The sequence below is a fragment of the Ruegeria sp. AP7 genome (assembly GCF_056539905.1).
On record NZ_JBQFVT010000020.1, the window covers coordinates 20,529 to 44,110 of the forward strand.

Genomic DNA, 23,582 nt, shown 5'->3' on the forward strand with positions numbered 1-23,582 from the left:
GGTCCCGGCGATAAGACCCGTTTAAACGCCTTCGGAGTACCCTACATGCCCATTTTCCTCGATACGACTGCAGCTGATTTCGAGCCCGCTTTTCAGTCGCTGCTATCCGCAAAACGCGAGGACAGCCCCGATGTGGACGCGGTCGTCGCACAAATCATCGACGATGTGCGGGCCCGAGGCGATGCGGCTGTGATTGAGCTGACCGCGAAATTCGACCGTCTCGAGCTGACGCCCGAAACCATGGCCTTCTCTGCAGATGAGATCGCTGAAGCCGTCGCGCGGGTTACGCCAGAGGATCGCGCAGCGCTGGAACTGGCGGCTGACCGCATTCGGGCCTACCACGAAAAACAGATGCCCGAGGACCATCGGTGGACTGATGAGGCCGGGGCGACGCTCGGCTGGCGCTGGTCCGCGGTGTCGGCTGCGGGGCTCTATGTGCCGGGAGGACTGGCGTCATACCCCTCATCGGTTCTGATGAACGCAATTCCCGCGAAAGTGGCGGGCGTGGACCGGCTGGCCATCGTCGTTCCAACACCTGACGGTCAGGCGAACCCGTTGGTCCTGCTGGCGGCGCAGCTGTCGGGTGTGGATGAAATCTATCGTATCGGAGGTGCGCAGGCCGTGGCCGCGCTGGCATATGGCACCGAGTCCATTGCGCCGGTCGACAAGATCACCGGGCCGGGCAATGCCTTTGTTGCTGCTGCCAAACGCCGGGTGTTCGGCAAAGTTGGCATCGACATGATCGCCGGTCCCTCGGAAATTCTGGTCATTGCCGACAGGGACAACGACCCCGACTGGATCGCTTTGGACCTGCTCAGCCAGGCCGAGCATGACGAAAGTGCGCAATCGATACTTATTACTGACGACGCCGATTTCGGTGAGGCCGTTGCCCAAGCCGTCGAGAAACGCCTTGGGACCCTTCAGCGCCGTACCATCGCAGGTGCCAGTTGGCGTGATTTCGGCGCGGTGATTACCGTGCGTGATCTGAATGAGGCCGCCGCATTGTCCAATCGTATCGCCCCCGAGCATCTGGAACTCTGCGTGTCCGACCCAGAGGCTCTGAGCCAGAAAACCATCCACGCAGGTGCCATCTTCCTCGGCCAGTATACGCCCGAAGCCATCGGCGACTATGTCGGCGGCCCTAATCATGTGCTGCCAACCGCACGTTCGGCGCGATTCTCGTCAGGACTCAGCGTGATGGATTTCCTCAAACGAACCACGCTCAGCCAAATGACGCCTGAGGCTCTCCGCATCATCGGTCCGGCAGCCGAAATGCTTGCGAAGTCGGAAAGCCTTGACGCGCACGGATTATCGGTTACGGCACGCCTGAACCGGTTGAACGGTTGATGTGGCGCGATGACTTGAGGCGATGCCACTTCTGTGCGTTGCCCATTGAAATCCGTTGTTATAGGTCTGTGCAGACGTAAGGATTGTGACTGTTAAGATGACCCGTATCTCGCATATCGAACTGGATGACCGGAACCTACCCCCGCCGACCCCCGAAATCGAGCAGGAGCGCAAGGTCGCCATCTATGATCTGCTTGAGGAGAATTCATTCACCCTTCCTTCGCGCGACGACCGGGCAACCCCGGACGGGCCATACCACTTGCAACTGTCAATCCGCGACAAACGTCTGGTATTCGACATTGAAACCGAGGCGAGCGAGAAGGCGGCTGAGTTTCATCTGTCGCTGGGGCCGTTCCGCCAAGTGGTCAAAGACTACTTCCAGATTTGTGAGAGCTATTTCAACGCGGTGAAGAACCTGCCGCCAAGCCAGATCGAAACCATCGATATGGCCCGGCGCGGTATCCACAATGAAGGTAGCCGCGTGCTTCAGGAACGGCTGGAAGGCAAAGCCGATATCGACACCGACACCGCCCGCCGCCTGTTCACGCTGATTTGCGTGCTGCATTTCGGAGGCTGACGGGTGACGTCTCTGCCGCAGTCCATTCTGTTCTGTTGCGACCACAATTCGGTTCGGTCCCCCATGGCCGAAGGCATCATGAAGAAATTTTATGGGACTGGCACCTATGTGCAATCCGCAGGTGTCCACGGTGATCTTGATATCGACGGCTTCTGCATAGCTGTCTGTCAGGAGATCGAAGTCGAGTTGTCCCGCCACCGTTCGCGATCATTCGACGAGATGGAGGAATGGGGCGACGATCTCAGCTCGTTTGACCTGATTGTGGCCCTATCGCCAGCCAGCCAGAGAAAGGCGCTGGAACTGACCCGGTTTTTTCACCTCGATGTCGATTATTGGCCAATTATGGACCCTACCGGATTAGGCGAATCCCGCGAGGAAAAGCTACGTCACTATCGACAGACCCGCGATCAGATCATCTCGCATCTGAAAGACCGCTGGGGCGAACCGACGGAGTGACCATGAACCCGACTGTAAAAACCTATTTTGATGCCTTCAATGCGGGTGATGTGGAAGGCATGTTGGCCTGCCTCTCCGATGACGTGGCCCATCATGTGAACGAAGGTCAGATACGCGTCGGCAAAGAGAAATTTGCCGCCTTCTGCGCCCATATGAATCGTTGCTACCGCGAGAACCTGACCGATATTGTGATCTTCGAGGCCGAGCACGGCGCCCGCGCCGCCGCCGAGTTTATCGTCAACGGCACCTATCTGGAAACCGATGAGGGGTTGCCTGAGGCGCATGGCCAGACCTATCGCCTGCCTGCGGGTTCGTTCTTTGACCTCAGGGGTGGTAAGATCACACGCGTGACGACCTACTACAATCTTGCTGACTGGACCAAACAGGTTTCGAATGGCTGAGATCACGGATGTCCGCCCCTTGACCGGAGCGGCACTTGAGGCTGCGCTAGACGATGTGGCGCGCCTGCGGATCGAGGTGTTCCGGGTCTGGCCATATCTCTATGATGGCGATTTGGCCTATGAACGGGAATACCTGCGATCCTATCGGGACAGTGACAGGGCTATCGTTGTCGGTGCCTTTGATAGCGACAGGTTGGTCGGCGCCTCGACCGGGGCCCCTCTGACCGATCATGCTGACGACTTCGCTGCAGCCTTTGCAGAGACGGATCTGGACCTTTCAAACATCTTCTACTGCGCAGAGTCCGTGTTGTTGCCGCGCTACCGAGGACAAGGCGTAGGGCATAAGTTCTTTGACCTGCGCGAGCAACATGCGCGTGCGTTGGGCTTCACCAAATGCGCCTTCTGCAGCGTCCAGCGCCCAGACAACCATCCGATGCGACCCGCCGATTACCGTCCGCTTGATGCCTTCTGGCGCGCGCGGGGATACACGCCGTTACCGGGGGTGGTTGCGCAGTTCTCGTGGAAGGATGTGGGCGAGGAGTTTGAAAACCAAAAACCATTGCAGTTTTGGATTCGTGATCTGTAAAATGCTTGAGGGCAAGCGCCCACTTGCCCCGATTATCGCCACCCAATATCATCGTGGCATGTGTGGTAAGTTTGCAGCCGGTCACCTGACGCAGCGCGAGATGTTGGCGATACTCGAGAATTTTCTCTACGGAAAAGTTTCGCCTCATTTGCCCGACCAGTTGCCAACAGGCGGTTATAATGTTTCCCCGACCAATCAGATCGGCATGATCCGGTGGGCGAATGGCACCGCAGAACTGACAACCGCACGCTGGCAGTTGAAGGACCCGCGTAGCGCGAAGCCCGTCATAAACTCGAAGATTGAAAATGTAGGTTTCTGGCAAGATTATTGGGACAACGGCCGCTGCTTGATCCCGGCGTTGGGGTACTATGAGTGGCCAAAAGACCAGGGCCATGATTGCCCGGTCTTTATTACGGTCAAGCGCAACGCACCTACCATGTTCTTCGCCGGTTTTGTTCGAACACAAGACGGAAGTCACAATTGTTCGATTCTAACCCGTCAGCCAAGCCCGCAGATTGCCCATATTCACAGTCGTATGCCGGTCATCCTGACGCCTGATGAGATTGAAAGCTGGTTGTCGGGGGTAACGACACCTCAGGACGCTCAGAAATCGCTTGGAGCAGGTTACGAGGGCCGCTTCGAGTTTCACACTGTAAGACCGATTAAGCGCGATAGCGAAGGCGAAGAAATGATCGAGCCATATTCCCCGCCGGTTCAGACGGCGTTTGATTTTTGATTGAACCAGAGCGTAAGAGGCCGTCCGGTGAACCTGGCTGGTTATTATGGAGCGGATTGTACTGTGTGGGGCCACGGTATAGAGCCTTGCGATCCGACGAGTGCCTCGCTCGTGCCATCCATGATAAGCAAGCAAATGCGCGCTGAATTCCCAGCCGAACACAATGTCGGGCACCTCTACGCCGCCAAACCCGATTTGGCGACGTTCTACAAGTGGATTGATCCTACAAACAGCATGTATCCGGGAATCGGAAAATGTCGCGAAACAAGCATTGTTCGTGTACCAAGCCGAACCGCTCCCGCATAACCTTACTTGAAGCTGCGGCTGTCCTTGATCTGGTCCCAAGCCCAGACGACCTCTTGCAACTGTTCTTCCTGCGACCGGTCACCACCGTTCATGTCGGGGTGCAGCACCTTGATCAGTTTCTTATAAGCCTTCCGGATTTCAGCCTTGGACCAGCTGTCCTGAGCTTCGAGAATCTCGATCGCGCGGCGTTCGGTGGGGGGCAGGCGGCGGCCGCCAGAGTTGGCACGGCCGGGGTTCTTGGTGGCGTTTTCGCCCAGAACCTGATGCGGGTCCTCGATGCCCAGGCGTGCCCATGCTCGTGCTTCGGGGTCACCCATAGGTTTGGTCTCACGCTCCCACACTTTGTCCTTCGAGCGCTGTGCATTCAACTCGGCCTCGGTGGTGCCGTCGAAGAAATTCCATTTCTGATTATATTCGCGCACGTGTTGCTGGCAGAACCAGAAAAAATCATCCAGAACATCAGGTGCCTTGGGCGCGCGGAACTTGCCGGCCTCTTCGCAACCCTCGTGATCGCAGATTCGCACCGAAGTTTCGGACGCACCCGACATGCCTCGGCGCCCGCGCGGCTTCTTTTTCTTAGCGCTGGACACGGACATATCGAACCCGAAGGGATCTGACTTTACCATCTGCACAACCTCACGAAGGCATCTTTTCGACTCGGAGGCAGCAGTTTAATCTAAGCAGCCGAAAGTAGAAGAGGGGAACGGCAATTTATTTGCCGTTGAGCAAAAAAATGAGCGTGACCGACGAAATCCGTAACCGATTGCAGGCAGCATTTGATCCGACTGAGCTTGATGTAGTCGATGATAGCGAAAGCCACCGCGGTCATGCAGGCTATCAAGAGGGTGGAGAGAGCCATTTCAACGTTCGCATCCGGTCGGAAGCCTTTACTGGCCAGACTCGTGTTGCCCGCCATCGCGCGGTTCATAAAGCGTTGGGAGACATCGTGCCGCGTATCCATGCGCTGGCGTTGGATATTGATGTATAGCGGTCAAAACCTCGGGCGTAGTCAAATTTGCGCGTGTCCGAATTTGATTGACCCGCCAGAATCGCCAACTGCAGAGTTAGAATGATTGGGTTGGCTTGGCACACAGCCCACTTTCAGAGGGAAAATAGCTGATCTCGAATTTATTGCAGATTTAACCTCGATCAAAGAACTGCAATTCACCGCTCTTTAAATTCGCCACGTCGATCTCTGGCCTGCCAGAGCGATCGGAGTAATGGATTAAGAGGGCTCAAAATGGCTGATGGGTGTGATTGTGACCGTAACGCTCTCATATATCAAACCGTGGATGCGGCCTTAACCCTTGGCCTGTCGATCGCGCACCCAGTTGGTAACACTGAATCCTTACCGCTGCAGCAAGCGATCGGGCGTGTTCTGGCTGAGGAGTGTTACAGTAAGGTCGACATGCCAGCCTTCGACAATTCGGCCATGGATGGCTACGCAATTCGGACTGGTGATCTGGACGAAGGGGCTGAGTTTGAATTGCCGATAGGCGGGCGAATGGCCGCCGGTGATAGCGGAATGCACAACGCACCTGTGGGCAGCGCGTTGCGTATTTTTACCGGCGCTCCGGTTCCAACGGAGTTTGATGCCGTTCTTATGCAAGAGGACTGCAGTGTAATCGCAGACCGCATTCGATTTTCTCGTCGGCCCAAGCCCGGTCAACACATACGCCGCACGGGCGAGGATTTACAGGTCGGGGCCCAGATTCTGTCCCGCGGATGTGAGATTACTGCGCGCGAAGCTGCCGTTCTGGCGTCTTCTGGTCACGGGCGCGTCAAGGTATATCGCAAACTGAAGGTGACAATTTTTTCGACTGGCAGTGAGTTGCGCGAGCCGGATGAAGTGCTGGGCCCCGGCCAGATTTACAACTCCAATCGGTATATGCTGTTGGCTTTGTTGAACAAGCCGTGGATTGATTTAACGGATTGCGGCCAGATCGAAGATGCCCCCAAACTTCTGAAGCGCGTGTTGGAGGAGGCTTGTGAAACGTCTGATCTAATCGTCACAACAGGTGGCGTTTCGGTGGGGGATGAAGATCATATGCCTCGCCTGTTCAAGGAAATTGGCGGTGAGACTGATGTGATGAAGGTGGCAATGAAGCCGGGCAAGCCAATCATGTTCGGGCGCCGTGGGGATGCGCTATATGTAGGGCTACCGGGCAATCCAGTATCTGCTTATGTCACATGGCAGATCATCGGGTCGCATATGATGGCGCGGAAGGCAGGATTGAGCCACACGCAGCCGGAAAGCGAGCAAGCTGTTCTGGCAGAGCCATTGCAACGTCACGCAGGTAGGCAGGAATTCCGGCCGGTGCGGATTGAAGGCAAATCGTCAGACGGAACTCCGCAGTTGCGATGTCTGGCGGCATCCTACAGCGGGCGGGTGGCATTGCTGGCACAGTCCGACGGGTTGGCGGTAATCCCGGCAGAGATCGCGCACCTGCCTAAAGGGCACCGGATTGAGTTTTTGAGATTTAACCGACTGTTTTGACGACCGGTAATAAGCTCAGGTCCTTAAACATATAGGTTGTGGGTTCCAGTCGATTTTCGAACGGGTTGCGGCAATAGTTTGGAATTTCGCCAGAGATTTGAAAACCCAGCGACTGGTACAATACTCGTGAAGGATCGGAGCTACGGGTATCCAGAACCAGCAAGGATTTTCCCAGTTCAACCGCCCGCGTTTCCAAAGCGGTCATCAGGGCGCGTCCCAGCCCACGGCGGCGGGCATCGGGGTGGACCAGCAGTTTGGCAACATCTGCACGATGGGGCTGGTTTGGCATTGTGGCCTGAATCAATTGCACTGTACCTTGAATGCGTCCATCACCATAGGCAACAAACAGATCGAGCGTGCCTTGGCGCAGGCCGGGGCGCACCCGATCCCGCCAATATGTAAGGGCGGCTTCGTGTGAAAATGGCAGGATGAAACCTATGCTGGCACCGGTATGCACGCACCGATGAAGGATATCCGACAAATCCTCCAGTGCGGCATCGAAAAAGGCCTCGGACAAGCGCGAGATCATATTAGCACCAGCAGATAACGCGCGCCTCGTTTCTCCCCGGTTTCAAACTGCGTGGGTCCGGACAAGTGATAGCGCAGACAGTCGCCGCCGCTGAGTGCGTGGCGCACTCCGTCTACTGTCAGCGCCAATTCGCCGTCCAGAACAATCAGATGATGTTCCTGCCCCGGTTTGGGTGGTGTCTCGTAGTTTATGACGGTTTCGCGGGGCAGATGGCCCTCCATCACTTCACCGCTGAGCCCCGTCGCCGGAGGTGAGACCGACCGGCGCGTAAAACCGCTTTCGGCGTCGTGCCATTCGGGTTGCTTTTCAAAAGGCACCTTAGGGTCGAAACTGTCCTCGACCATCATCAACAAGCGCGACATCGGCAAGCTGTAAGCCGCACATAAACGTCCAAGGGTTTCGGCGGTTGGGCTAACATCACCATTTTCCATCCGCGAAAGGGTGGCTCGGCTGATACCGCTTTGGTCCGCCAGTTGTTCAAGCGACCAGCCACGGCCCTGACGCAGCTCGCTCAGACGTTTTGCAAGGCGGTTTGAGAGGTTGTCTAGCATAGATCAAATGTGGGAATCAGTTTCATAATTGAGAATTATGCCAAAAATAATGTAGTGCGCAACAAAAAAGGGCGCGGAATATCCGCGCCCTTAACTGCTCGGGTTGCCAGATAACTTACTTCCAGCCAACCTCATTAAAGATTTTTTGGGCCTCGGGGATGTTCTTGGCGACTTCCGAAAGGTTCACCTCATCCGCTTTGAAATTACCCAACGCTGCAACGTTGTCGGCCAGTGCTACACCTTCGACCGCTGGAAACTCATCGTTTCCGTTTGAAAAATATACCTGGGCCTGATCGCTTGCGAGATATTCGAGGAACTTGATGGCGTTCTCTTTGTTCGGCGCGTTCGCCGCGACACCTGCGCCCGACAGATTCATATGAGCGCCCTCGGCGTCTTGAGCCGGGAACTGCACGCCGATCATATCGATATCTGCGCTCAGGCCTTTTACGTCTTTACGCATAGCACGAGCAAAGTAGTAGGAGTTTGAAACAGCGATCTCACACTCGCCGGAAACGATACCGCGCAGCTGGTCGGTGTCACCGCCCTGTGGCTCGCGGGCCATATTGGCGACAACGCCTTCGGCCCATTTCTTGGCTTCTTCCGCACTGTGGTTGGTGATGATCGACGCCAAAAGTGTCTGGTTATAAGTGTTGCTTGACGACCGTATACAGATCAGTCCTTCATACTCTGGCTTGGCCAGATCCAGATAAGTGGCTGGGGGATTGGCAACGTCGGCCTTGTCGTAAAAGATGATCCGTGCGCGTTGTGAGAATCCGTACCACTGATTGTCCTGATCCTGCAGATTGGCCGGGATGCGTTCTTCCAGCACTGCACTTTCGATGGGTTGCAGAATACCAGCATTCTTGGCGCGGGCCAGACGTGACGTGTCGACTGTTAGAAGGATATCGGCAGGTGAATTCGCACCTTCAGCTTCCATCCGCGCGATCAACTCATCTGCTTTGCCTTCAATGCGGTTGATGGTGATGCCGGTGGCGTCTTCGAAGTCAGAATACAGGCGCTCATCAGTGTCATAGTGGCGCGAAGAGTAAAGGTTCAGCTCACCTTCGGCTGCAGCCGAGGTGGAGATCAGAGCCGTCAAGGCGACGGCGATACACGTGGAGGATTTCAGCATGATGTGTCCCAACATTAGAATTCGGTGCGGGCGCTTACCCGACTGAAATAGTCAATTAGACAATTTGGCAGGAGATGCAAGCAAATCCGACAAAATTACTTGGTCAAATTGTCGCCGCGCTGGAAGGCTTAAGCGGCAAGGCATCGGATACTGCAGTTGAGTTGCCGGCGCAGCCATTATTCGGAGTGAACCGCGTAGGCTCTGCGCGTCCCATTTTATGTCAAATGTATCGGTGATCACGTGCCCTCTGGCAGCAAACGAGACCAATTCAAGTGGCATAGCCCTAAGTGTTGGGGCTAAATCAAAATTGTAGAACCAACTAAGACCAACTGCTTTAGAGCGATGCTATCATGAATATTTTTCTAATGCGGCGTCTAAGCGTGCCTTGCTCCGATGCGTTCGCAGGTTAACAAATTGGCGTGGTCCACAATACGGCTGACCGCAATGGAAAATTTGGCATCACTGATAGTCAGCGCGACACGTACCCAATCGTTCAAGCCGTCGCCAAAGGCTGATCCGGGCATGACGGCCACGCCAGCTTGCAATAGGTCCCAGGCGTAGGCCTCTCCGTTTAGACCGGTGGCTGAGACGTTGATAAGTGCAAACATCCCTGCCTCTGGCCGGTGCACTGTCAGCTTCGTTTCGGCGCGCAGTTGCTCGGCCAACAGGGTGGCGCGCGACGCAAATCGTTCAGCCATATCAGGGGCCACTTCGGATCCGCTTCGGATCGCTAGTTCTGTCATGTCTGCAATAAAAGGCTGGTTCCCGAACAGCATGGTTTCGGAAAAAGGTAGCAAAGCCTCACAAAATGAGACGGGTCCGACACACCAACCGCTGCGGAACCCGGGGGCCGCATGTGATTTCGAGATCGAAGAAACCGCGATAACGCGATCAGCCAGATTCGACATAGCTAATGGCGAAACAAATCTTGCGCCTTCATAGACGAGTTCTTCATAGACTTCGTCTGAGATGATCCACAAATCATGTTTGATCGCCAATTGTCCAATTTCGGCTATGTCTGTCTCGGTCAGAATTGCACCTGTGGGGTTGTGTGGTGTGGTTAGTAAAATAGCACGACTGCGCGATGTTATCCGCGGCGCGATGTCCTGCGCCTGCATGCGAAATCCGCATTCGGGTCGAAGCGGAACGGGCACCACGTCGGCACCACACGCGCGAATAACCCCTTCGTAAGTCGCATACATCGGATCCCCGACAAGAACCTCGTCTCCGGTCTGAGCCACCCCGGCCATTACTGCAAACAATGCGGTTTGGGTTCCGGGGAAGCACAAAACATTCTCGGGTTCAAAAACTCGCCCGCGGTTGGCTGTGTAGCGTTCGGCAATCGCTGTAAGTAAACCAGGTTCACCGTGGCCATTGGAATACCCAGTGCGCGCAGCCCTTAGCGAAGATACGGTGGCTTCAATCAGTGTATCTGGAACAGGGACGTCTGGTTCGCCAATCGTCATCTCGACGATATCCGCACCAGTTTTGATAAGCTCTCGTGCTTTCAGGTGTACACCCCATTTCGCCCCTCCCAAGTCGGCGAGCCGCTTAGTTACGTCAGTGGTTCTCAAGGCTGCCTCATTTCTTTGGTTAACGGAATTCTGATGATCGCACTGATGGCTGTCAGCCCAATCTGCGACAGTTGCCCATCAGAGAAAGCCTCCGGGATGGCGCTACCTTCAAGCCAAAGCCCATCAAGTACCGCGTTGCAGGCGATCGCTAGTTGAGTTGCCTCGGATGCTTTGACCGAATGTCCGGATTCGTTCAATGCCGCAACGATCAGTTTCTCAAGTTGGTCGCGAAAATAGGTATAGGTCTGTTGGTGGATGCACCGCATTTTGGGGTCATGGAGCACCCGGTTCAGAAAACCAGCCCATAATGCAAGAGCAGCCGGATCAACTACCGGAGGCTGTAGCGACGCAGTTACAAAATTGGTTAGCTGAGACACTGCGGTTCCATCACCTGCCGCGGCTGTGGTTTGATCGGTCAGGGCGTTCATGTGATGTTCATAAGCGGCCTGAATCAGCTCCTCTTTCGATAAGAAATAATGCCGGATCAATCCCTGCGTAACGTTTGCGCGAGCGGCAATTTCGCGGACAGTTGCGCCGTGTAAACCTATCTCCGCAATCAGGTCCAACGTCGCCTGAATCAGGGCTTCACGTCGAGATTCGGCGGATTGACGCGTGAATTTCCGACCTTGGATTATCATTTCCAATCCATGAAATGCCATTGTTATGCAATTGTATAATTATGAATACTATTGATTATCGCAAGGTGATTTTAACCAAGGATTGGATCAAGAATGGGCGGCTATTCTTGTAAAAATCGTTCTGCGGTACACGGGGTTGGAAACGATGATGAACCACCCAACAAAGACCTAACCGGGTAGAACGGGCTATATCAAAGCCGTCGACAGTATTGGAGCGTAGCTCAGTAGGATCAGAACGGTGGCAACTGCAATTAGAAAGGGCCAAAGAGATTTGAGAATAGCCCCCGCGCTCGTGCCGCTCATTGTGGAAGCGATGTAGAGACCGATTCCGACAGGTGGCGTCAGCAGGCCCAGAACCAGATTCAGGCAAACGACAACACCGAATTGATATGGGCTGATATCATAGGATCCGGTTGCGATGGGCAAAAGAATGGGTGTGATTAGAATGATCGCTGCGATGCCGTCGATGACCATTCCAACCAAAAGCAGGGCGAGATTGACGATCAGCAGAAACAGAAACGGATCGGATGTAATTGAGGTGATCAAACCTGCCAGATGTTGGGGGATTTCTTCGTAGATAATAACCCAGCCGAAAACGCTGGCGGCGGCGATCATGAACAGGATCATCGACGCGTTTGAGGCAGTTCTTTTGAACATCTCGCCCAAGTTTTGAGGTTTAAGATCGCCGTAGATCAACCATCCAACCAGAAATGCGATCAGCGAGGCAATGGCGGCGGATTCGGTTGGCGTGGCGATGCCGAACAGGATGCCTCCGATAATCGAAACAGGGATCAGTAGGGCGGGCAGGGCAGCGATCAGAGCGCGCATCGTGTCGCGGCGTGACATCCAGACGCCCTTGGGAAACTGCTGCGACCACCCAATCAAAGTGATCACCAGCGCAAAGGCTCCGGCTAGAAGTAGCCCCGGAATGATTCCTGCGATGAACATGTCGCCAATCGGGATCTGAGCCAGAACTCCGAAGATGACAAACATCATTGAGGGCGGAATAACGGGCGCCAGCAGGCCTCCCGCCGCTGTGGTCGCGGCGGCAAAGCCTTTGTCATAACCTTCTTCTTCCATCGCGGGGACCATGGCGCGCGACATTACGGCAATCTGCGCGGTAGCAGAGCCAATGATGGCGGCCATGAACATGTTGGCTAACAGGTTGATATAGGCAAGCCCACCTCGGAACCCGCCCACAAAAACACGCGCCAAAGCAACCAGGCGACGCGTCATGCCGCCTTCGTTCATCAGTTCTCCGGTTAACATGAACAGGGGAATCGCCAGCAGGCCATAATTCTCCAGCCCGCCAAACATCTTCTGGGCAAAACTGTCATAGAGAACAGTATTACCGCTCTCCCAGATGTACCAGATCGCCGTAGTTGCAAGAACGATGGCGACGGGAACCGACAAAAGTAGTGCGGCCAGAAAGACAATCGGGCTCATGATTGCGCGCCCTTAGTTTGCCAAGCCAGCAGGTGCATCGTGGAATGCAATGTGGCCCCCTGAGCGAATAGCCACATGACCAGCCAGAACAGATATTTCGGCAGCCCGAGAGTCAGGGTTGGCTCAGCATAGATGAAATTGAAAGTGTTGCCCTGAAAGGTCGCTGTATCGAATCCAGCGCGCGCGATGTCCAAAGGTAGGAACCAGCGCCAGCAGAAGTACAGCATTGCGGCTGCGAAAACGAATACAACCAGATCCACCACCTTGCAGATGATTGCCCTGATATGAGGTGGTACCAGATCAACAACGAGCGTAATCGAGACCGAGTTGCGGTGATGCAACGCTGCTGATGCGCCAAGAAACGTCATCCAGACCATCGCATAGATCGCCAACTCATCCACCCAGAAAAGCGCGTTTCCTGCTGTGCGTGTCACCACGTTCAGCAAGATCAACAGGGTCACGCAGACCGCCAAGCCTGCGGCACACCACAACTCTACTCGCGCCCAGGCGGCTGACAGCCGGTACAACATCGCTGATCCCCTATGAAAAAAGGCGCAGGATCGACCTACGCCCTTTCCTTGATGTATTCACTTTTATTTGGTTTCTGCCGCAGTCGCCCGCAATGCGTCAAGGGATGAGGTTTTTTCCGACCAGATACCGTTCCATTCCTCGATGGCATCGCCGAAGAACGAGGCATCCACTTTCTTGTAGGCCTTGCCGGTTCCCTCGATCTGATCCAGCCACTTGGCCTCGTTGGCGACATAGGCATCGATGGTGCTGTCCACATGCTTGGCCATCAGATCGCCAATCATTGCGCGATCTTCATCGGATAGACCGGCCCAGACCTTGGCCGAAACCAGACCGACCATTGGGAACATCATGTGGTCCGACTGCACGATCGTATCGGCGTGATCATAGTATTTCAGAACCCAGATCAATTCGGCATCCATGTCGATGGCATCGACCTGACCATTGGCCAGTGCGTCGTAGACCGCCGGCAGGGGCATCGGAGTCGGAGCAGCCCCAACTGCGTTGTAGAAATCAAGGATCGGCGTGAAAGGCGTGATCCGAAGTTTCAATCCTGACAAGTCGTCAGCTGATGACACTTCACCCCGGCTGACGATCTGGCGCAGGCCAGCCATACCGTAACCAACGCCCACGACGCCAACCTGACCGGGCAGTGGCTCCAGCATTGATTTGGCGGTATCCGAACGCAGGATACGCCCGGCATGGCCAATATCATCCGCCAGGTAGGGGGCGTAAAACGCACCCAATTCTGGCGCGCGGTTCGATACCTCAGCCACCGTCATGAATGCCATGTCAAGCGCACCGGTCTGAAGCTGCTGCAACATCTCGGCCTCGTTCCCTAACTGGCGGGCCGGAAAAACCGAAACGGAATGGGCGCCACCACTGGCTTCATTCAACTCGGCCCCAAAGGACTCTGCTGCTTTGGTCCAGATATGCGGGGGTGGAGTAATTAGGCCCAGACGGAATTCATCTGCATTGGCGGCCAGCGATGTCACAGCCATCGCGGCTGCAGATGCGGCGATCTTAGCAAAATGTCTCATGTGTTTCCCTGTTTTATTGTTGGTGTCAGAGTGTGACCCAGCCTTCAGGCGGCTCTTTGCCCGGATGCACGGTCTGGCACTGCGGGCATGTTCGGTCGTTTTCCGATGCATAGAATTTTTCGTAGACTGGCGGCAAGTCTTTGACGATGGACTGCAGTTGCATCTCGGCCCGATGAACGAGCGATCCGCACTCAAAACAGTACCACTCGATAGCGTCCAGCTCACCTGTCTGCCGTTTGGGTTCTATAACCAACCCGATGGAGCCTTCCTGAGGGCGCTGCGGAGAATGACGTACATGGGGCGGCAGCAGAAAAATCTCGCCCTCGTGGATCGGGACGTCGTAGAACTCATTCCCATCAAATAGTTTCAATACCATGTCACCTTCTAGCTGGTAGAAAAACTCCTCGACCGGGTCGTCATGGTAGTCGGTCCGCTTGTTCGGTCCACCAACCACAGTGACCATCAGGTCGGCATCTTCCCAGATCTGTTGATTGCCGACAGGCGGTTTCAGCAGGTGACGGTGTTCGTCGATCCATTTCTGAAAGTTGAATGCTCTTAACTTCGACATATCCCACTCCCTGTTAGTAGAAGATTGGCCTGTTTTCCCATAACCGCAAAGAAATTATCTGCATTTAGATATCTGATTTGCTTATATCCATCGGGCTAAACCTTAAGTCCGCTTTCTTCGAACCCATTGCGAATGATCTCTTTTTCGACCTCTGTCAGTTCTAACATCGGGGGCCGCACCCGCCCGCCAGTTTGCCCCAATAGTTCCTGCCAGTATTTGCCAAATGCGGTGGGTTTGTCCGCAGGCCGGGTACGCTTCATTGCGTCCCGCACTGGGTTCAGGCTGTCGAACACCTTGCGTGCTTCATCTGCTTTGCCCGCAAAGGCCAGCCGCGTGTATTCATTCATCCGCTGGTCGTTTTTGCTCTGCAATTGGTAGGGTGGTGACGAGCACAGGTACAGTTTCCAGTTCAGTTCGAGAATGTTATCCAGCCACTCATGTTCGGCTGAGGTGGAGACATGAATCTTGTCGCCGACCATATGGGTCAGCTTCACGTACATCTCGCGCGGGACCGAGTATTTGATCGCAACGATATTGGGCAGATCGGCAATCCGCGCGCATTCCTCGGGTTGCATGAGATATCCGCTGTCCGGATGGCTCCACATAGCGATTCCAATATCAAGCTCGTCGCAGAACCGCTTATAATATTGGTACAGAACCTCTCCGCGTTCCTGAACAAAACTCAGAACGGGCGCATGAAGAACGACGTAGTCGGCACCGCATTTCTGCGCATGGCGTGCCAGGTCCAGCGCTGTGTCCATGTTCTGATCCGAGACTGAAACGATCACACCGGCCCTGCCCGCACATTCATCGACGGCTACCTCAAAGTTTCGTTTGCGCTCTTCAAGGCTCATCGAAAAGAACTCGCCTTGTTTACCCGCTACAAACAGGCCCTGAATACCCAGATCGTCAATCCAGTGCCGGATATTCGACCTCAACCCCGCCTCATCCAGCGTAAGGTCGTCATTGAACGGGTTCAGGGCTGCTGCCCAAATTCCTGTCATATGTTCGCGCGCATAGGCTTTTGCATCGTGCTTGGAGTATTTCATATTGGACGGGCCTTCCGGTTGACCGCATCATGAAAGCCCGATCATTCCACCTGATCCAATGCGAAAGCCGGGAATTGGGTATCGGAAAATATAATATCCATGGATTATCAATTTAGAAATCTTTAGCGCTGGAGTAGGCTTGCCGCATGAAGATCGGATTGATTGGTAAAGGCGCAATTGCGCAATATGTTTCGAACGCGGTTCAGGCCCGGGGACATTCGGTTTGCGCGGTGCTGGTGAGATCGGGCAGCGTTTCGCAAAATCCGGAACTGTTTGTAGATTCGGTTTCGAAGCTCTCGGCGAATACGGAACTGGTGATTGATTGCGCGGGCCATCGAGCACTGGAGGAGTATGGGCCTCAGATTCTGGCTTGCGGCCTCGATCTGGTTACCGTTTCCATTGGCGCACTGGCGGGTCAGAGGGTGGCAGATGCGTTGGCATCGGCCGCACGGGAAGGTGGGGCAAAGCTGCATCTGGCCAGCGGTGCGATCGGAGCGCTCGATTGCCTTAGTGCCGCAGCGACGGGCAAGCTGGAAAAAGTCACCTATGTCGGGCGGAAACCGCCGCTGGGCTGGATGGGTTCACCGGCAGCGGACAAACTGGACTTAGAGGCTCTGACAATCGCGGAAACGCATTTCAAAGGCACCGCCCGAGAGGCTGCACTGGAATATCCCAAAAACGCGAATGTTGCGGCGGCGGTTGCGCTGGCAGGGCTGGGTTTCGACCAAACGCAGGTCCGTCTGATCGCTGACCCATCGATCACGCGCAACATCCACGAGATCGAAGCCGAAGGCGATTTCGGGCAGTTCCATTTTCAGATCAGCGGAAATTCCCTGCCTGACAATCCGCGCAGCTCAGCACTGGCCGCGATGAGCGTCATCTCGAAACTCGAACAGATTTCAAGTCCGGTCGTGCTCTGATCATGGTGGGACGTCATTCACGCATTGTCGACCGCGCCCTGACTCGGCTGAAATTGCGCCAGTTGCGCTTGCTTGTTGCCGTAGACGCACACGGCAATATCCAGAATGCCGCGCGCGAGCTGGGCATTTCGCAACCCGCCGCTACCAAGATGATTCAGGATCTGGAACTAGACTTTGAGGTCAAACTATTCAGCCGAACCAATCGCGGTGTCATCCCAACTGTGTTCGGAGAGACCCTGATCCGTCATGGCAAGCTGATCTTTGCACAAGTCTCAAACGCAGCGCAGGAACTTGATGACCTGAATGAAGGAAATTCGGGGCGTGTGGTTGTGGGTACTCTGCTCGCCGCCTCGACCAGCCTGCTGCCAACGGCAATTGAAATATTGTTGGCCGATCGCCCGAACGTGGCAATCAAGATCAATGAAGGCACGAATGAAGTTCTGATGCCCCGATTGCTGTCAGGTGAAATCGATATGGTGGTAGGACGTCTGCCCTCGCACCGACACCGTGACAAGATCAGGCAGGAGAAACTGTTCGAGGATCACATACTTGCAGTTATTGGCAATCAGCACCCCCTTGCCAGGCGTAAGAACATCTCGTTTGCCCAGACCAAGCCTTTTGGCTGGATTGTGCCCCCATTGGAAACCACACTCAGACGACAGCTCGACCATTTCTTCGTTGGTCAGCAACAATATGTGCCGCCGGTGATGATAGAATCCGTGTCCTATCTAACCAACCGGGCTTTGCTGCAATCGCGCGATTTGATTGGGCTTATGCCGGCCGAAGTTGTCTCGCAGGACGTTGCCCACGGGTATCTGACACCGTTGGATTGGGACGTACCCTTTGGTCAGGGGCCCATCGGAGTTTCATTTCGTGCCGATGCCGATCTGTCCCCGGCAGGTCGGGCGTTCAAAGCCGCGCTACACCAAGCAGTGCAACAGAAATAGGATCAGGTATTCGCCAATTTGATATCAGTATTCATCCAATTCACTTGAAGTAATGTCAGCCATTGCATGAGTTGAAAGGGTCCAAATTCGGAGGCATCAACTACATGTATCCTGAGCTTAAGCTGTTCATCGCAGGAAAATGGCGCACGACCAGCCTGGATGTGCCTGTCGTGAACCCGGCGACCGAAGAAGAAATCGCACGTCTTCCCTGTGCGTCCAAAAGCGATCTGGATGATGCGCTTGATGCGGCTGTCAAAGGCCTCAAGATCTGGAGCCGCGCCGCACCACGCGAACGTGCTGATACGATCCTGCGTGCTGCTGCACTGATGCGGGAACGTCAGGTGGAGATCGCTCAATCCATCACTTTGGAACATGGCAAACCGCTGAAACAGGCCCGACTTGAGGTGATCCGAGGGGCCGAGTTCTTTGAATGGGACGCGGGCGAAGCAATGCGCACCTATGGACGGATCATACCCGCTGCGCCGGGTCATAAATTCGCGGTACATCACCAGCCCATCGGTGTGGTCGCCGCGTTTTCACCTTGGAACTTTCCTATGAGCCAGCCGGCACGGAAAATCGCTGGTGCACTCGCCTCAGGTTGTTCGATCATCTTGAAAGCGGCCGAAGAAACACCGGCGGGTGCGATCCATATCGCAAAGGCCTTTGACGACGCTGGATTACCTCCGGGTGTGTTGAATCTTGTGTTCGGCAACCCAGCAGAAATCTCTGACCACTTGATCCCGCAGGAACCGATCCGGCTTGTGGCTTTTACCGGTTCGACAGCAGTGGGCCGCCATCTGACCACGCTTGCGTCCGAACATATGACGCAGGTGCTGATGGAACTGGGTGGCCATGCGCCCGTAATTGTTTGCGAAGATACCGATGTTCGGGCGGCAGGTGTATCAAGCGCGGTTCGAAAGATGCGCAACGCCGGGCAGGTCTGTACATCACCGACTCGGTTCTTTGCCCATGAAAGCATCTTCGATGCGTATTCAGACGCGTTGATCGAACGCGCCGCTGCAACTGTTGTCGGCAACGGGATGAGCCAAAATGTTGAGATGGGGCCACTGGCCAATGATCGCCGGGTACCTGCATTGACAGAACTGGTGGAAGACGCCCGCGCAAAGGGCGCGACGGTTGCGACGGGCGGAGCCAAACATGGTGACAAGGGCTACTTCTTTCAGCCCACGGTCCTACTGAATGTGCCCGACAATGCCCGTATCATGCAGGAAGAACCTTTTGGTCCGGTGGCGGTAATCAATCCGGTCACTTCATTGGATCATGCGATTGAGCAGGCAAATTCGGTGCCTTATGGATTGGCAGGTTATGCCTTCACCAATCGTGCAGATTATATCGACCGTTTGATCGATGAGGTCGAGGTGGGCAATCTGTCGATCAACACGCTCGAAGCCTCGATGCCCGAAACGCCTTTTGGTGGTGTGAAATCTAGCGGCTATGGCCGTGAGGGCGGAACCGAAGGGTTGGAGAACTACATGACGGTCAAGCATGTCTGGCACTCGGCCAAACTCTCTTAACCCAGGCGGCGCACAAATCACTTCACCCCTAAACAAAAACCGCGCTCAAAGGCGCGGTTTCTTATTCGGATATGTGCAGTTCTTAGCCCTGACGAGCTTTGAACTTGCGCTGCGTCTTGTTGATCACGTAGACGCGGCCTTTGCGACGCACAACCCGGCAATCACGGTGCCGGTTCTTGAGCGAGCGGAGCGAGTTCTTGACCTTCATGGTCTGTCTCCAATCTGCGGCGCCTTCATCAAGGACGTGGCCAGCGCCTGGGTTAATCGGGTGCCCCGGAAATCCGAAGCAGTGAATTCATGGTGGGCGGTACAAGGATCGAACTTGTGACCCCTTCGATGTCAACGAAGTGCTCTACCGCTGAGCTAACCGCCCATGAAACCGTCGCTTGGCCTACCCCATAACGAAATGGGGCGCAGAACCCCGCGCCGGTAGCGGGGTCTATAAAAGGAGTCGTTAGGGGGATCAAGGGGTTTGGCAGAACTATTTTCCGGTCTATGTTCAATGCGAACGAACGGAGAGCCCATGCCCAACGCCGCGACCAATGCAGCCTATGTTCTGGATATGCCCGCAGAGCGTACCTCATGCGTGGTATTTGCCTCTCCGCATAGCGGTCGGGCATATCCCGCGTCGTTGCTTAAACGGTCTGTACTGAACCGTAAAATGATTCGGTCTTCCGAGGATGCCTATGTCGATCAGCTATTCGACTCGGCCCCGGAATCCGGAGCGCCATTCCTCGCCGCGGCCATGCCACGCGCCTATCTGGACCTGAATCGCAGTGCTGATGAATTGGATCCGGCGCTGATTCAGGGCGCGCGCCGTCACGGGCACAATCCGCGTGTGGCTTCGGGGCTGGGCGTGATCCCCCGCGTGGTCGCCAATGGGCGCGCGATTTACAGTGGTAAGTTGACGATGGACGAAGCGCGCCTGCGGATCGACACTTACTGGCGGCCCTATCACCAAAAACTGAAATCCCTTCTGTCCGAATCGCACGAGATGTTCGGGCAAGCGATCCTGATCGATTGCCACTCGATGCCGCATGAGGCGGTCGCAATGGCCGGCGGCTCTGGCAGTACGCGCCCCGAGATCGTTCTGGGTGATCGGTTTGGTGCTGCTGCCTCGGGGTTGATCGTCGATCAGATTGAATCTGCGTTCACAGATGCGGGCCTGAATGTGGCACGTAATGCGCCTTTCGCAGGGGCCTATGTCGCTCAGACCTATGGCCGCCCAACCCGGCAGCAACACGCGATCCAGATCGAGATCGACCGCTCTCTTTATATGGACGAAGATACGATTCAGCCAAACGGCAACTTTCAGTCGTTCCGTGAGGTACTGCGGCAGGTCTCCGGCAAGATTGCCTCCATAGGGTCGGATCCGTTGTCGCTGGCTGCCGAATAGCCTTAGCGCAGCGCGCGTCCCTTAACGATCGCATCACTACCAAATCGGCGGCGAATATCGTCTGTGGCCCGTTCAGCCTGGGATCTGCGTGTGGCACCGGGATCTAGCAAATCACCCGAAATATCGGCCTGATCCTCGGTGCACAAATCGGATAGGCCACATCCAAGCAGGCGATACGGGCCCTGATCCCCGACCTGATCGAACAATCCGCGCGCCGTGCGATATATCCTGTCCGCGATCTGTGTCGCGTCGCGCAATGACACGCGCCGGGTAATGACTTTGTGATCGGCTTGTTTCAGTTTCAGCGTCACAATCCGACCCGCCAATCCCTTGGCTTTGGCGCGATCGGCCACTTTTTCGGACATGCGCCACAGGTGTCCGTCTAATATTTCGATGCTGGCGGTGTCTTCAAAGAACGTGGTCTCGTTGCTTATCGACTTCATCGGTTCATGCGCAGAGACGCGCCGCTTGTCCTGCCCTCGGGCCAGATGCCATAACCGATAGCCCATCGATCCGAACCGGGCGGTCAGTGCCTCCTGATCCCAGCGCAGAAGATCGGCAAATGTTCGAATTCCTGCACGATCCAGCGATTCCTGCGCTGCCGGGCCAATTCCCCAGATCAACCTCACAGGTTTTTCGTGCAAAAATTCAGCTGTTTCAGCCTTGCCGATCACCGAAAACCCGCGCGGTTTGTCCAGATCTGAAGCTACCTTGGCCAAAAACTTGTTGTGGCTAAGACCGATTGAGCCTGTCAAGCCAAGTTCATCCTTCATTCGTCTGACCAGCCGTGCCAGCATTACAGCTGGTGGCGCACCATGCAGTCGTTCAGTGCCCGACAAGTCCATAAACGCCTCATCCAGTGACAGCGGTTCCACAACAGGCGTCAATTCGTCCATCATCTCCCGGATTTGGCGTGAAACGCTGGCATAAACCGACATGCGCGGTTTGATCACGACCGCATCGGGGCACAGCTGAAGTGCCTTGAACATCGGCATCGCTGATCGCACGCCGCGTATACGCGCGACATAACACGCGGTCGATACCACCCCGCGCTTTCCACCCCCGATAATCACCGGCATGTCTGCCAGTTCGGGATTATCGCGCTTTTCGACAGATGCGTAGAAGGCATCGCAATCCATGTGGGCGATGGTTAGATCGAACAACTCGGGGTGCGATTTCAATCGTGGGCTGCCACAGTATGTGCAGCGCTTGCTCTGCTCTATTTGATTTAAACAATCGCGACAGATAGCAGGCATCACAGGTTCTTTCGGGCCAGTTTCGACTTGGCGAAGTCTCTGGGTCGGTTAGAATCTATCTCGATTGGGCTGGAATAAAAAGGGGATTGATGGATTTCACGGGGGCCAAAACTGCGCTGTTCCTCGGGGACGAATTGCTTGTGATTCTGCGAGACCAAAAAGATGATATCCCCTTTCCCGGGCATTTCGATTTCCCCGGCGGAGGGCGAGAGGAGGGCGAATCCCCCATAGAATGTGCATTGCGTGAGACGGTCGAAGAAGTTGGGCTGAACTTGTCGGAAACTGATCTTGTATGGTCCCGTCAATACGATCAAAGCTGGTTCTTTATTGCCCGACGCCCGGCCCAAGATGTGCATCTTGTCCAATTTGGTGACGAAGGGCAGGGATGGTGCCTGATGCACCCTCAGGATTATTTGGCCGACCCACTTGCCATACCCAATTTCGTTGCCCGTCTAAAGGATTACCTTACCGAACTTGGGTAGTGGAAAAGGGTTGGTTGTTCTCAGAAGAAAGCCCCCCGCTGGTGCGGGGGGAGGAAACGGACCTCAGGAAGAGATGGCCCGTTGGGGAGTGTCTCAAGCCCAGAATCGCGCAAATTCGCCCATTTCGATACCTTCAAGCCAATCGTGCAATAAACTCGTATTTTTCATGTGTGTTTTCGGGCACAGGGGCGATTTGGCGCGGCTGCAGTGAAAATTGACGTAAGGTCAACTGGTTGCAGGTCGAACTTGTCCTCTATTCAGCATTAATCCGGTTGCTCAGTCAGTGCCGCGGCAAAGAAATTAGTTCGTTCAGAACGGCTTCTGCGGCGGCCCGTGGATTCTCCGCCTCATAGATCGGACGACCCACAACTATGTGGTCCGCGCCGTCTCCAATAGCGCTGGCAGGGGTTGCGACTCGTTTCTGGTCGCCATGTGCAGCGCCAGCCGGGCGCACTCCAGGCGTGACAATCAGACGGCCTTCGGCTTGGGGTAGGGCCCGGATCAGAGCAGCCTCCTGAGGGCTGGCGATTACGCCATCGGCCCCCGCCTCAAATGCCTTGGCTGCACGTTCAACCACAAGGTCCTGAACATCGCCCACTTTCAGAAGGCTCGCATCCAAATCGTCCCTGTTCAGGGAGGTAAGGACGGTGACCGCCAGAATCTTCAAGTCTTTGCCCGCTGCACCTTCCTTTGCGGCGCGCACCACATGCGGGTCGCCATGAACGGTGAGGAAGTCCAAGTCAAACTGCGCCAACCCACGTACCGCATTTTCAACAGTATTGCCGATATCGAACAGCTTCATGTCCAAAAATATGCGCTTGCCATGATCCTGTTTAAGTTCGTTGGCCAATGCCAGCCCGCCGCCGGTCAGCATCCCCAGCCCGATCTTGTAAAACGAAACAGCATCCCCCAGCCGCTCAGCCATGGCCAGACCCTGCAGGGCGTTTGGGACATCGAGGGCTACGATCAGGCGGTCATCGGACATAGGGGGCTCCTTTTTGGCAAACGTGTGCGTCCTAACGGGTTCGGAGCGATCTGTCTATGCGTGAAGCCTGAGGTGAAGCGGTTCACGTACTAAATTGCGC

The 23,582-nt window shown here is 55.3% G+C and carries 27 protein-coding genes, 1 tRNA gene and 1 pseudogene; 14 read left to right on the plus strand and 15 right to left on the minus strand.

The window, feature by feature from the left end:
- The first annotated feature begins 45 nt into the window (after positions 1-45).
- From hisD to ACR0KN_RS21510, 7 genes and pseudogenes are all read left to right on the plus strand, one after another.
- Positions 46-1,347: a histidinol dehydrogenase gene (gene hisD, locus ACR0KN_RS21480; RefSeq protein ID WP_480656460.1), complete on the plus strand. Its 1,302-nt coding sequence runs from the start codon at positions 46-48 to the stop codon at positions 1,345-1,347.
- A gap of 97 nt (positions 1,348-1,444) precedes the next feature.
- Positions 1,445-1,924, plus strand: coding sequence for a UPF0262 family protein (locus ACR0KN_RS21485; protein WP_170475985.1), 480 nt, complete (start codon positions 1,445-1,447; stop codon positions 1,922-1,924).
- A gap of 3 nt (positions 1,925-1,927) precedes the next feature.
- On the plus strand, positions 1,928-2,380 hold the full coding sequence (locus tag ACR0KN_RS21490) for an arsenate-mycothiol transferase ArsC (protein ID WP_010441093.1): 453 nt from the start codon (positions 1,928-1,930) through the stop codon (positions 2,378-2,380).
- A gap of 2 nt (positions 2,381-2,382) precedes the next feature.
- Positions 2,383-2,781 carry a ketosteroid isomerase-related protein gene (locus tag ACR0KN_RS21495; RefSeq protein WP_480656463.1) on the plus strand — a complete coding sequence of 133 codons (399 nt, stop codon included), beginning with the start codon at positions 2,383-2,385 and terminating at the stop codon, positions 2,779-2,781.
- Positions 2,774-3,367 carry a GNAT family N-acetyltransferase gene (locus tag ACR0KN_RS21500; protein WP_480656465.1) on the plus strand — a complete coding sequence of 198 codons (594 nt, stop codon included), beginning with the start codon at positions 2,774-2,776 and terminating at the stop codon, positions 3,365-3,367. The genes ACR0KN_RS21495 and ACR0KN_RS21500 overlap by 8 nt, the downstream gene beginning before the upstream one ends.
- A 58-nt stretch (positions 3,368-3,425) precedes the next feature.
- The gene (locus ACR0KN_RS21505; RefSeq protein ID WP_170546513.1) at positions 3,426-4,103 is read left to right on the plus strand and encodes an SOS response-associated peptidase family protein; all 678 of its coding nucleotides are present in this window, start codon (positions 3,426-3,428) and stop codon (positions 4,101-4,103) included.
- A gap of 141 nt (positions 4,104-4,244) precedes the next feature.
- A pseudogene (locus ACR0KN_RS21510) lies at positions 4,245-4,409 on the plus strand (hypothetical protein); the annotation flags it as partial.
- A 2-nt stretch (positions 4,410-4,411) separates the two neighbouring features.
- On the opposite strand, the gene ACR0KN_RS21515 reads toward ACR0KN_RS21510, so the two are convergent.
- The gene (locus ACR0KN_RS21515) at positions 4,412-5,035 is read right to left on the minus strand and encodes a DnaJ domain-containing protein (protein ID WP_010441101.1); all 624 of its coding nucleotides are present in this window, start codon (positions 5,033-5,035) and stop codon (positions 4,412-4,414) included.
- Between the two features lie 107 nt (positions 5,036-5,142).
- Between ACR0KN_RS21515 and ACR0KN_RS21520 the strand changes: the two genes are divergently transcribed.
- Positions 5,143-5,397, plus strand: a complete 255-nt coding sequence (locus tag ACR0KN_RS21520; RefSeq protein ID WP_170546510.1) for a BolA family protein — start codon at positions 5,143-5,145, stop codon at positions 5,395-5,397.
- 252 nt (positions 5,398-5,649) lie between these two features.
- Positions 5,650-6,906 carry a molybdopterin molybdotransferase MoeA gene (locus tag ACR0KN_RS21525; protein ID WP_480656468.1) on the plus strand — a complete coding sequence of 419 codons (1,257 nt, stop codon included), beginning with the start codon at positions 5,650-5,652 and terminating at the stop codon, positions 6,904-6,906.
- On the opposite strand, the gene ACR0KN_RS21530 is transcribed toward ACR0KN_RS21525, so the two are convergent.
- The 10 genes from ACR0KN_RS21530 to ACR0KN_RS21575 form a co-directional block, all read right to left on the minus strand.
- Positions 6,890-7,435 (minus strand): GNAT family N-acetyltransferase, encoded by a 546-nt coding sequence (locus tag ACR0KN_RS21530; protein WP_170475968.1) that lies wholly within the window; start codon positions 7,433-7,435, stop codon positions 6,890-6,892. The genes ACR0KN_RS21525 and ACR0KN_RS21530 overlap by 17 nt on opposite strands.
- On the minus strand, positions 7,432-7,986 hold the full coding sequence (locus ACR0KN_RS21535) for a helix-turn-helix domain-containing protein (RefSeq protein WP_480656470.1): 555 nt from the start codon (positions 7,984-7,986) through the stop codon (positions 7,432-7,434). The genes ACR0KN_RS21530 and ACR0KN_RS21535 overlap by 4 nt, the downstream gene beginning before the upstream one ends.
- A gap of 115 nt (positions 7,987-8,101) precedes the next feature.
- Positions 8,102-9,118 carry an extracellular solute-binding protein gene (locus tag ACR0KN_RS21540; protein WP_480656472.1) on the minus strand — a complete coding sequence of 339 codons (1,017 nt, stop codon included), beginning with the start codon at positions 9,116-9,118 and terminating at the stop codon, positions 8,102-8,104.
- Between the two features lie 374 nt (positions 9,119-9,492).
- Complete coding sequence (locus ACR0KN_RS21545; RefSeq protein WP_480656474.1) at positions 9,493-10,692, minus strand: pyridoxal phosphate-dependent aminotransferase; 1,200 nt, start codon at positions 10,690-10,692, stop codon at positions 9,493-9,495.
- Positions 10,689-11,351 carry a TetR/AcrR family transcriptional regulator gene (locus ACR0KN_RS21550; RefSeq protein ID WP_480656476.1) on the minus strand — a complete coding sequence of 221 codons (663 nt, stop codon included), beginning with the start codon at positions 11,349-11,351 and terminating at the stop codon, positions 10,689-10,691. Before ACR0KN_RS21550 ends, ACR0KN_RS21545 begins: the two co-directional genes overlap by 4 nt.
- A gap of 165 nt (positions 11,352-11,516) precedes the next feature.
- Positions 11,517-12,776 (minus strand): TRAP transporter large permease, encoded by a 1,260-nt coding sequence (locus ACR0KN_RS21555; RefSeq protein WP_480656478.1) that lies wholly within the window; start codon positions 12,774-12,776, stop codon positions 11,517-11,519.
- Entirely contained in the window at positions 12,773-13,306 is a 534-nt protein-coding gene (locus ACR0KN_RS21560) for a TRAP transporter small permease (protein ID WP_480656480.1), read from the minus strand. The genes ACR0KN_RS21555 and ACR0KN_RS21560 overlap by 4 nt, the downstream gene beginning before the upstream one ends.
- 63 nt (positions 13,307-13,369) lie before the next feature.
- Positions 13,370-14,305: a TRAP transporter substrate-binding protein gene (locus ACR0KN_RS21565; protein WP_480656499.1), complete on the minus strand. Its 936-nt coding sequence runs from the start codon at positions 14,303-14,305 to the stop codon at positions 13,370-13,372.
- A gap of 64 nt (positions 14,306-14,369) precedes the next feature.
- Positions 14,370-14,912: a 3-hydroxyanthranilate 3,4-dioxygenase gene (locus tag ACR0KN_RS21570; protein ID WP_480553524.1), complete on the minus strand. Its 543-nt coding sequence runs from the start codon at positions 14,910-14,912 to the stop codon at positions 14,370-14,372.
- Positions 14,913-15,007: 95 nt separating this feature from the next.
- Positions 15,008-15,961 carry a dihydrodipicolinate synthase family protein gene (locus tag ACR0KN_RS21575; protein WP_480656482.1) on the minus strand — a complete coding sequence of 318 codons (954 nt, stop codon included), beginning with the start codon at positions 15,959-15,961 and terminating at the stop codon, positions 15,008-15,010.
- Between the two features lie 146 nt (positions 15,962-16,107).
- Here ACR0KN_RS21575 and ACR0KN_RS21580 point away from each other — a divergent pair, with 146 nt between their 5' ends.
- The 3 genes from ACR0KN_RS21580 (at position 16,108) to ACR0KN_RS21590 (ending at position 19,363) form a co-directional block, all read left to right on the plus strand.
- Positions 16,108-16,881, plus strand: a complete 774-nt coding sequence (locus ACR0KN_RS21580; protein WP_480656484.1) for an aspartate dehydrogenase — start codon at positions 16,108-16,110, stop codon at positions 16,879-16,881.
- Between the two features lie 2 nt (positions 16,882-16,883).
- Positions 16,884-17,828, plus strand: coding sequence for a LysR substrate-binding domain-containing protein (locus ACR0KN_RS21585; protein WP_480656486.1), 945 nt, complete (start codon positions 16,884-16,886; stop codon positions 17,826-17,828).
- Between the two features lie 104 nt (positions 17,829-17,932).
- Entirely contained in the window at positions 17,933-19,363 is a 1,431-nt protein-coding gene (locus ACR0KN_RS21590) for an NAD-dependent succinate-semialdehyde dehydrogenase (protein WP_480656501.1), read from the plus strand.
- Positions 19,364-19,445: 82 nt separating this feature from the next.
- Here the strand turns inward: ACR0KN_RS21590 and ykgO are convergent, their stop codons facing one another.
- Positions 19,446-19,571: a type B 50S ribosomal protein L36 gene (gene ykgO, locus ACR0KN_RS21595; protein ID WP_005648635.1), complete on the minus strand. Its 126-nt coding sequence runs from the start codon at positions 19,569-19,571 to the stop codon at positions 19,446-19,448.
- A 90-nt stretch (positions 19,572-19,661) separates the two neighbouring features.
- Positions 19,662-19,736: transfer RNA gene (locus ACR0KN_RS21600), tRNA-Val, on the minus strand.
- A gap of 150 nt (positions 19,737-19,886) precedes the next feature.
- Here ACR0KN_RS21600 and ACR0KN_RS21605 point away from each other — a divergent pair.
- The gene (locus ACR0KN_RS21605) at positions 19,887-20,759 is read left to right on the plus strand and encodes an N-formylglutamate amidohydrolase (RefSeq protein ID WP_170703685.1); all 873 of its coding nucleotides are present in this window, start codon (positions 19,887-19,889) and stop codon (positions 20,757-20,759) included.
- 2 nt (positions 20,760-20,761) lie between these two features.
- Here the strand turns inward: ACR0KN_RS21605 and ACR0KN_RS21610 are convergent, their stop codons facing one another.
- Positions 20,762-22,015 (minus strand): DNA polymerase IV, encoded by a 1,254-nt coding sequence (locus ACR0KN_RS21610; RefSeq protein WP_170703684.1) that lies wholly within the window; start codon positions 22,013-22,015, stop codon positions 20,762-20,764.
- A gap of 89 nt (positions 22,016-22,104) precedes the next feature.
- Between ACR0KN_RS21610 and ACR0KN_RS21615 the strand changes: the two genes are divergently transcribed.
- Positions 22,105-22,497, plus strand: a complete 393-nt coding sequence (locus ACR0KN_RS21615) for an NUDIX hydrolase (RefSeq protein ID WP_170776257.1) — start codon at positions 22,105-22,107, stop codon at positions 22,495-22,497.
- Positions 22,498-22,777: 280 nt separating this feature from the next.
- On the opposite strand, the gene pyrF is transcribed toward ACR0KN_RS21615, so the two are convergent.
- On the minus strand, positions 22,778-23,482 hold the full coding sequence (gene pyrF / locus ACR0KN_RS21620) for an orotidine-5'-phosphate decarboxylase (protein WP_480656489.1): 705 nt from the start codon (positions 23,480-23,482) through the stop codon (positions 22,778-22,780).
- Positions 23,483-23,582 lie beyond the last annotated feature (100 nt).

Coding starts and splice junctions, on each gene's coding strand:
- hisD (WP_480656460.1), top strand. CDS start 46: ATGCCCATTTTCCTCGATACGACTGCAGCTGATTTCGAGCCCGCTTTT.
- ACR0KN_RS21485 (WP_170475985.1), top strand. CDS start 1,445: ATGACCCGTATCTCGCATATCGAACTGGATGACCGGAACCTACCCCCG.
- ACR0KN_RS21495 (WP_480656463.1), top strand. CDS start 2,383: ATGAACCCGACTGTAAAAACCTATTTTGATGCCTTCAATGCGGGTGAT.
- ACR0KN_RS21500 (WP_480656465.1), top strand. CDS start 2,774: ATGGCTGAGATCACGGATGTCCGCCCCTTGACCGGAGCGGCACTTGAG.
- ACR0KN_RS21505 (WP_170546513.1), top strand. CDS start 3,426: ATGTGTGGTAAGTTTGCAGCCGGTCACCTGACGCAGCGCGAGATGTTG.
- ACR0KN_RS21515 (WP_010441101.1), bottom strand. CDS start 5,035: ATGGTAAAGTCAGATCCCTTCGGGTTCGATATGTCCGTGTCCAGCGCT.
- ACR0KN_RS21520 (WP_170546510.1), top strand. CDS start 5,143: ATGAGCGTGACCGACGAAATCCGTAACCGATTGCAGGCAGCATTTGAT.
- ACR0KN_RS21525 (WP_480656468.1), top strand. CDS start 5,650: ATGGCTGATGGGTGTGATTGTGACCGTAACGCTCTCATATATCAAACC.
- ACR0KN_RS21530 (WP_170475968.1), bottom strand. CDS start 7,435: ATGATCTCGCGCTTGTCCGAGGCCTTTTTCGATGCCGCACTGGAGGAT.
- ACR0KN_RS21535 (WP_480656470.1), bottom strand. CDS start 7,986: ATGCTAGACAACCTCTCAAACCGCCTTGCAAAACGTCTGAGCGAGCTG.
- ACR0KN_RS21540 (WP_480656472.1), bottom strand. CDS start 9,118: ATGCTGAAATCCTCCACGTGTATCGCCGTCGCCTTGACGGCTCTGATC.
- ACR0KN_RS21550 (WP_480656476.1), bottom strand. CDS start 11,351: ATGGCATTTCATGGATTGGAAATGATAATCCAAGGTCGGAAATTCACG.
- ACR0KN_RS21555 (WP_480656478.1), bottom strand. CDS start 12,776: ATGAGCCCGATTGTCTTTCTGGCCGCACTACTTTTGTCGGTTCCCGTC.
- ACR0KN_RS21560 (WP_480656480.1), bottom strand. CDS start 13,306: ATGTTGTACCGGCTGTCAGCCGCCTGGGCGCGAGTAGAGTTGTGGTGT.
- ACR0KN_RS21565 (WP_480656499.1), bottom strand. CDS start 14,305: ATGGCTGTGACATCGCTGGCCGCCAATGCAGATGAATTCCGTCTGGGC.
- ACR0KN_RS21570 (WP_480553524.1), bottom strand. CDS start 14,912: ATGTCGAAGTTAAGAGCATTCAACTTTCAGAAATGGATCGACGAACAC.
- ACR0KN_RS21575 (WP_480656482.1), bottom strand. CDS start 15,961: ATGAAATACTCCAAGCACGATGCAAAAGCCTATGCGCGCGAACATATG.
- ACR0KN_RS21580 (WP_480656484.1), top strand. CDS start 16,108: ATGAAGATCGGATTGATTGGTAAAGGCGCAATTGCGCAATATGTTTCG.
- ACR0KN_RS21585 (WP_480656486.1), top strand. CDS start 16,884: ATGGTGGGACGTCATTCACGCATTGTCGACCGCGCCCTGACTCGGCTG.
- ACR0KN_RS21590 (WP_480656501.1), top strand. CDS start 17,933: ATGTATCCTGAGCTTAAGCTGTTCATCGCAGGAAAATGGCGCACGACC.
- ykgO (WP_005648635.1), bottom strand. CDS start 19,571: ATGAAGGTCAAGAACTCGCTCCGCTCGCTCAAGAACCGGCACCGTGAT.
- ACR0KN_RS21605 (WP_170703685.1), top strand. CDS start 19,887: ATGCCCAACGCCGCGACCAATGCAGCCTATGTTCTGGATATGCCCGCA.
- ACR0KN_RS21610 (WP_170703684.1), bottom strand. CDS start 22,015: ATGCCTGCTATCTGTCGCGATTGTTTAAATCAAATAGAGCAGAGCAAG.
- ACR0KN_RS21615 (WP_170776257.1), top strand. CDS start 22,105: ATGGATTTCACGGGGGCCAAAACTGCGCTGTTCCTCGGGGACGAATTG.
- pyrF (WP_480656489.1), bottom strand. CDS start 23,482: ATGTCCGATGACCGCCTGATCGTAGCCCTCGATGTCCCAAACGCCCTG.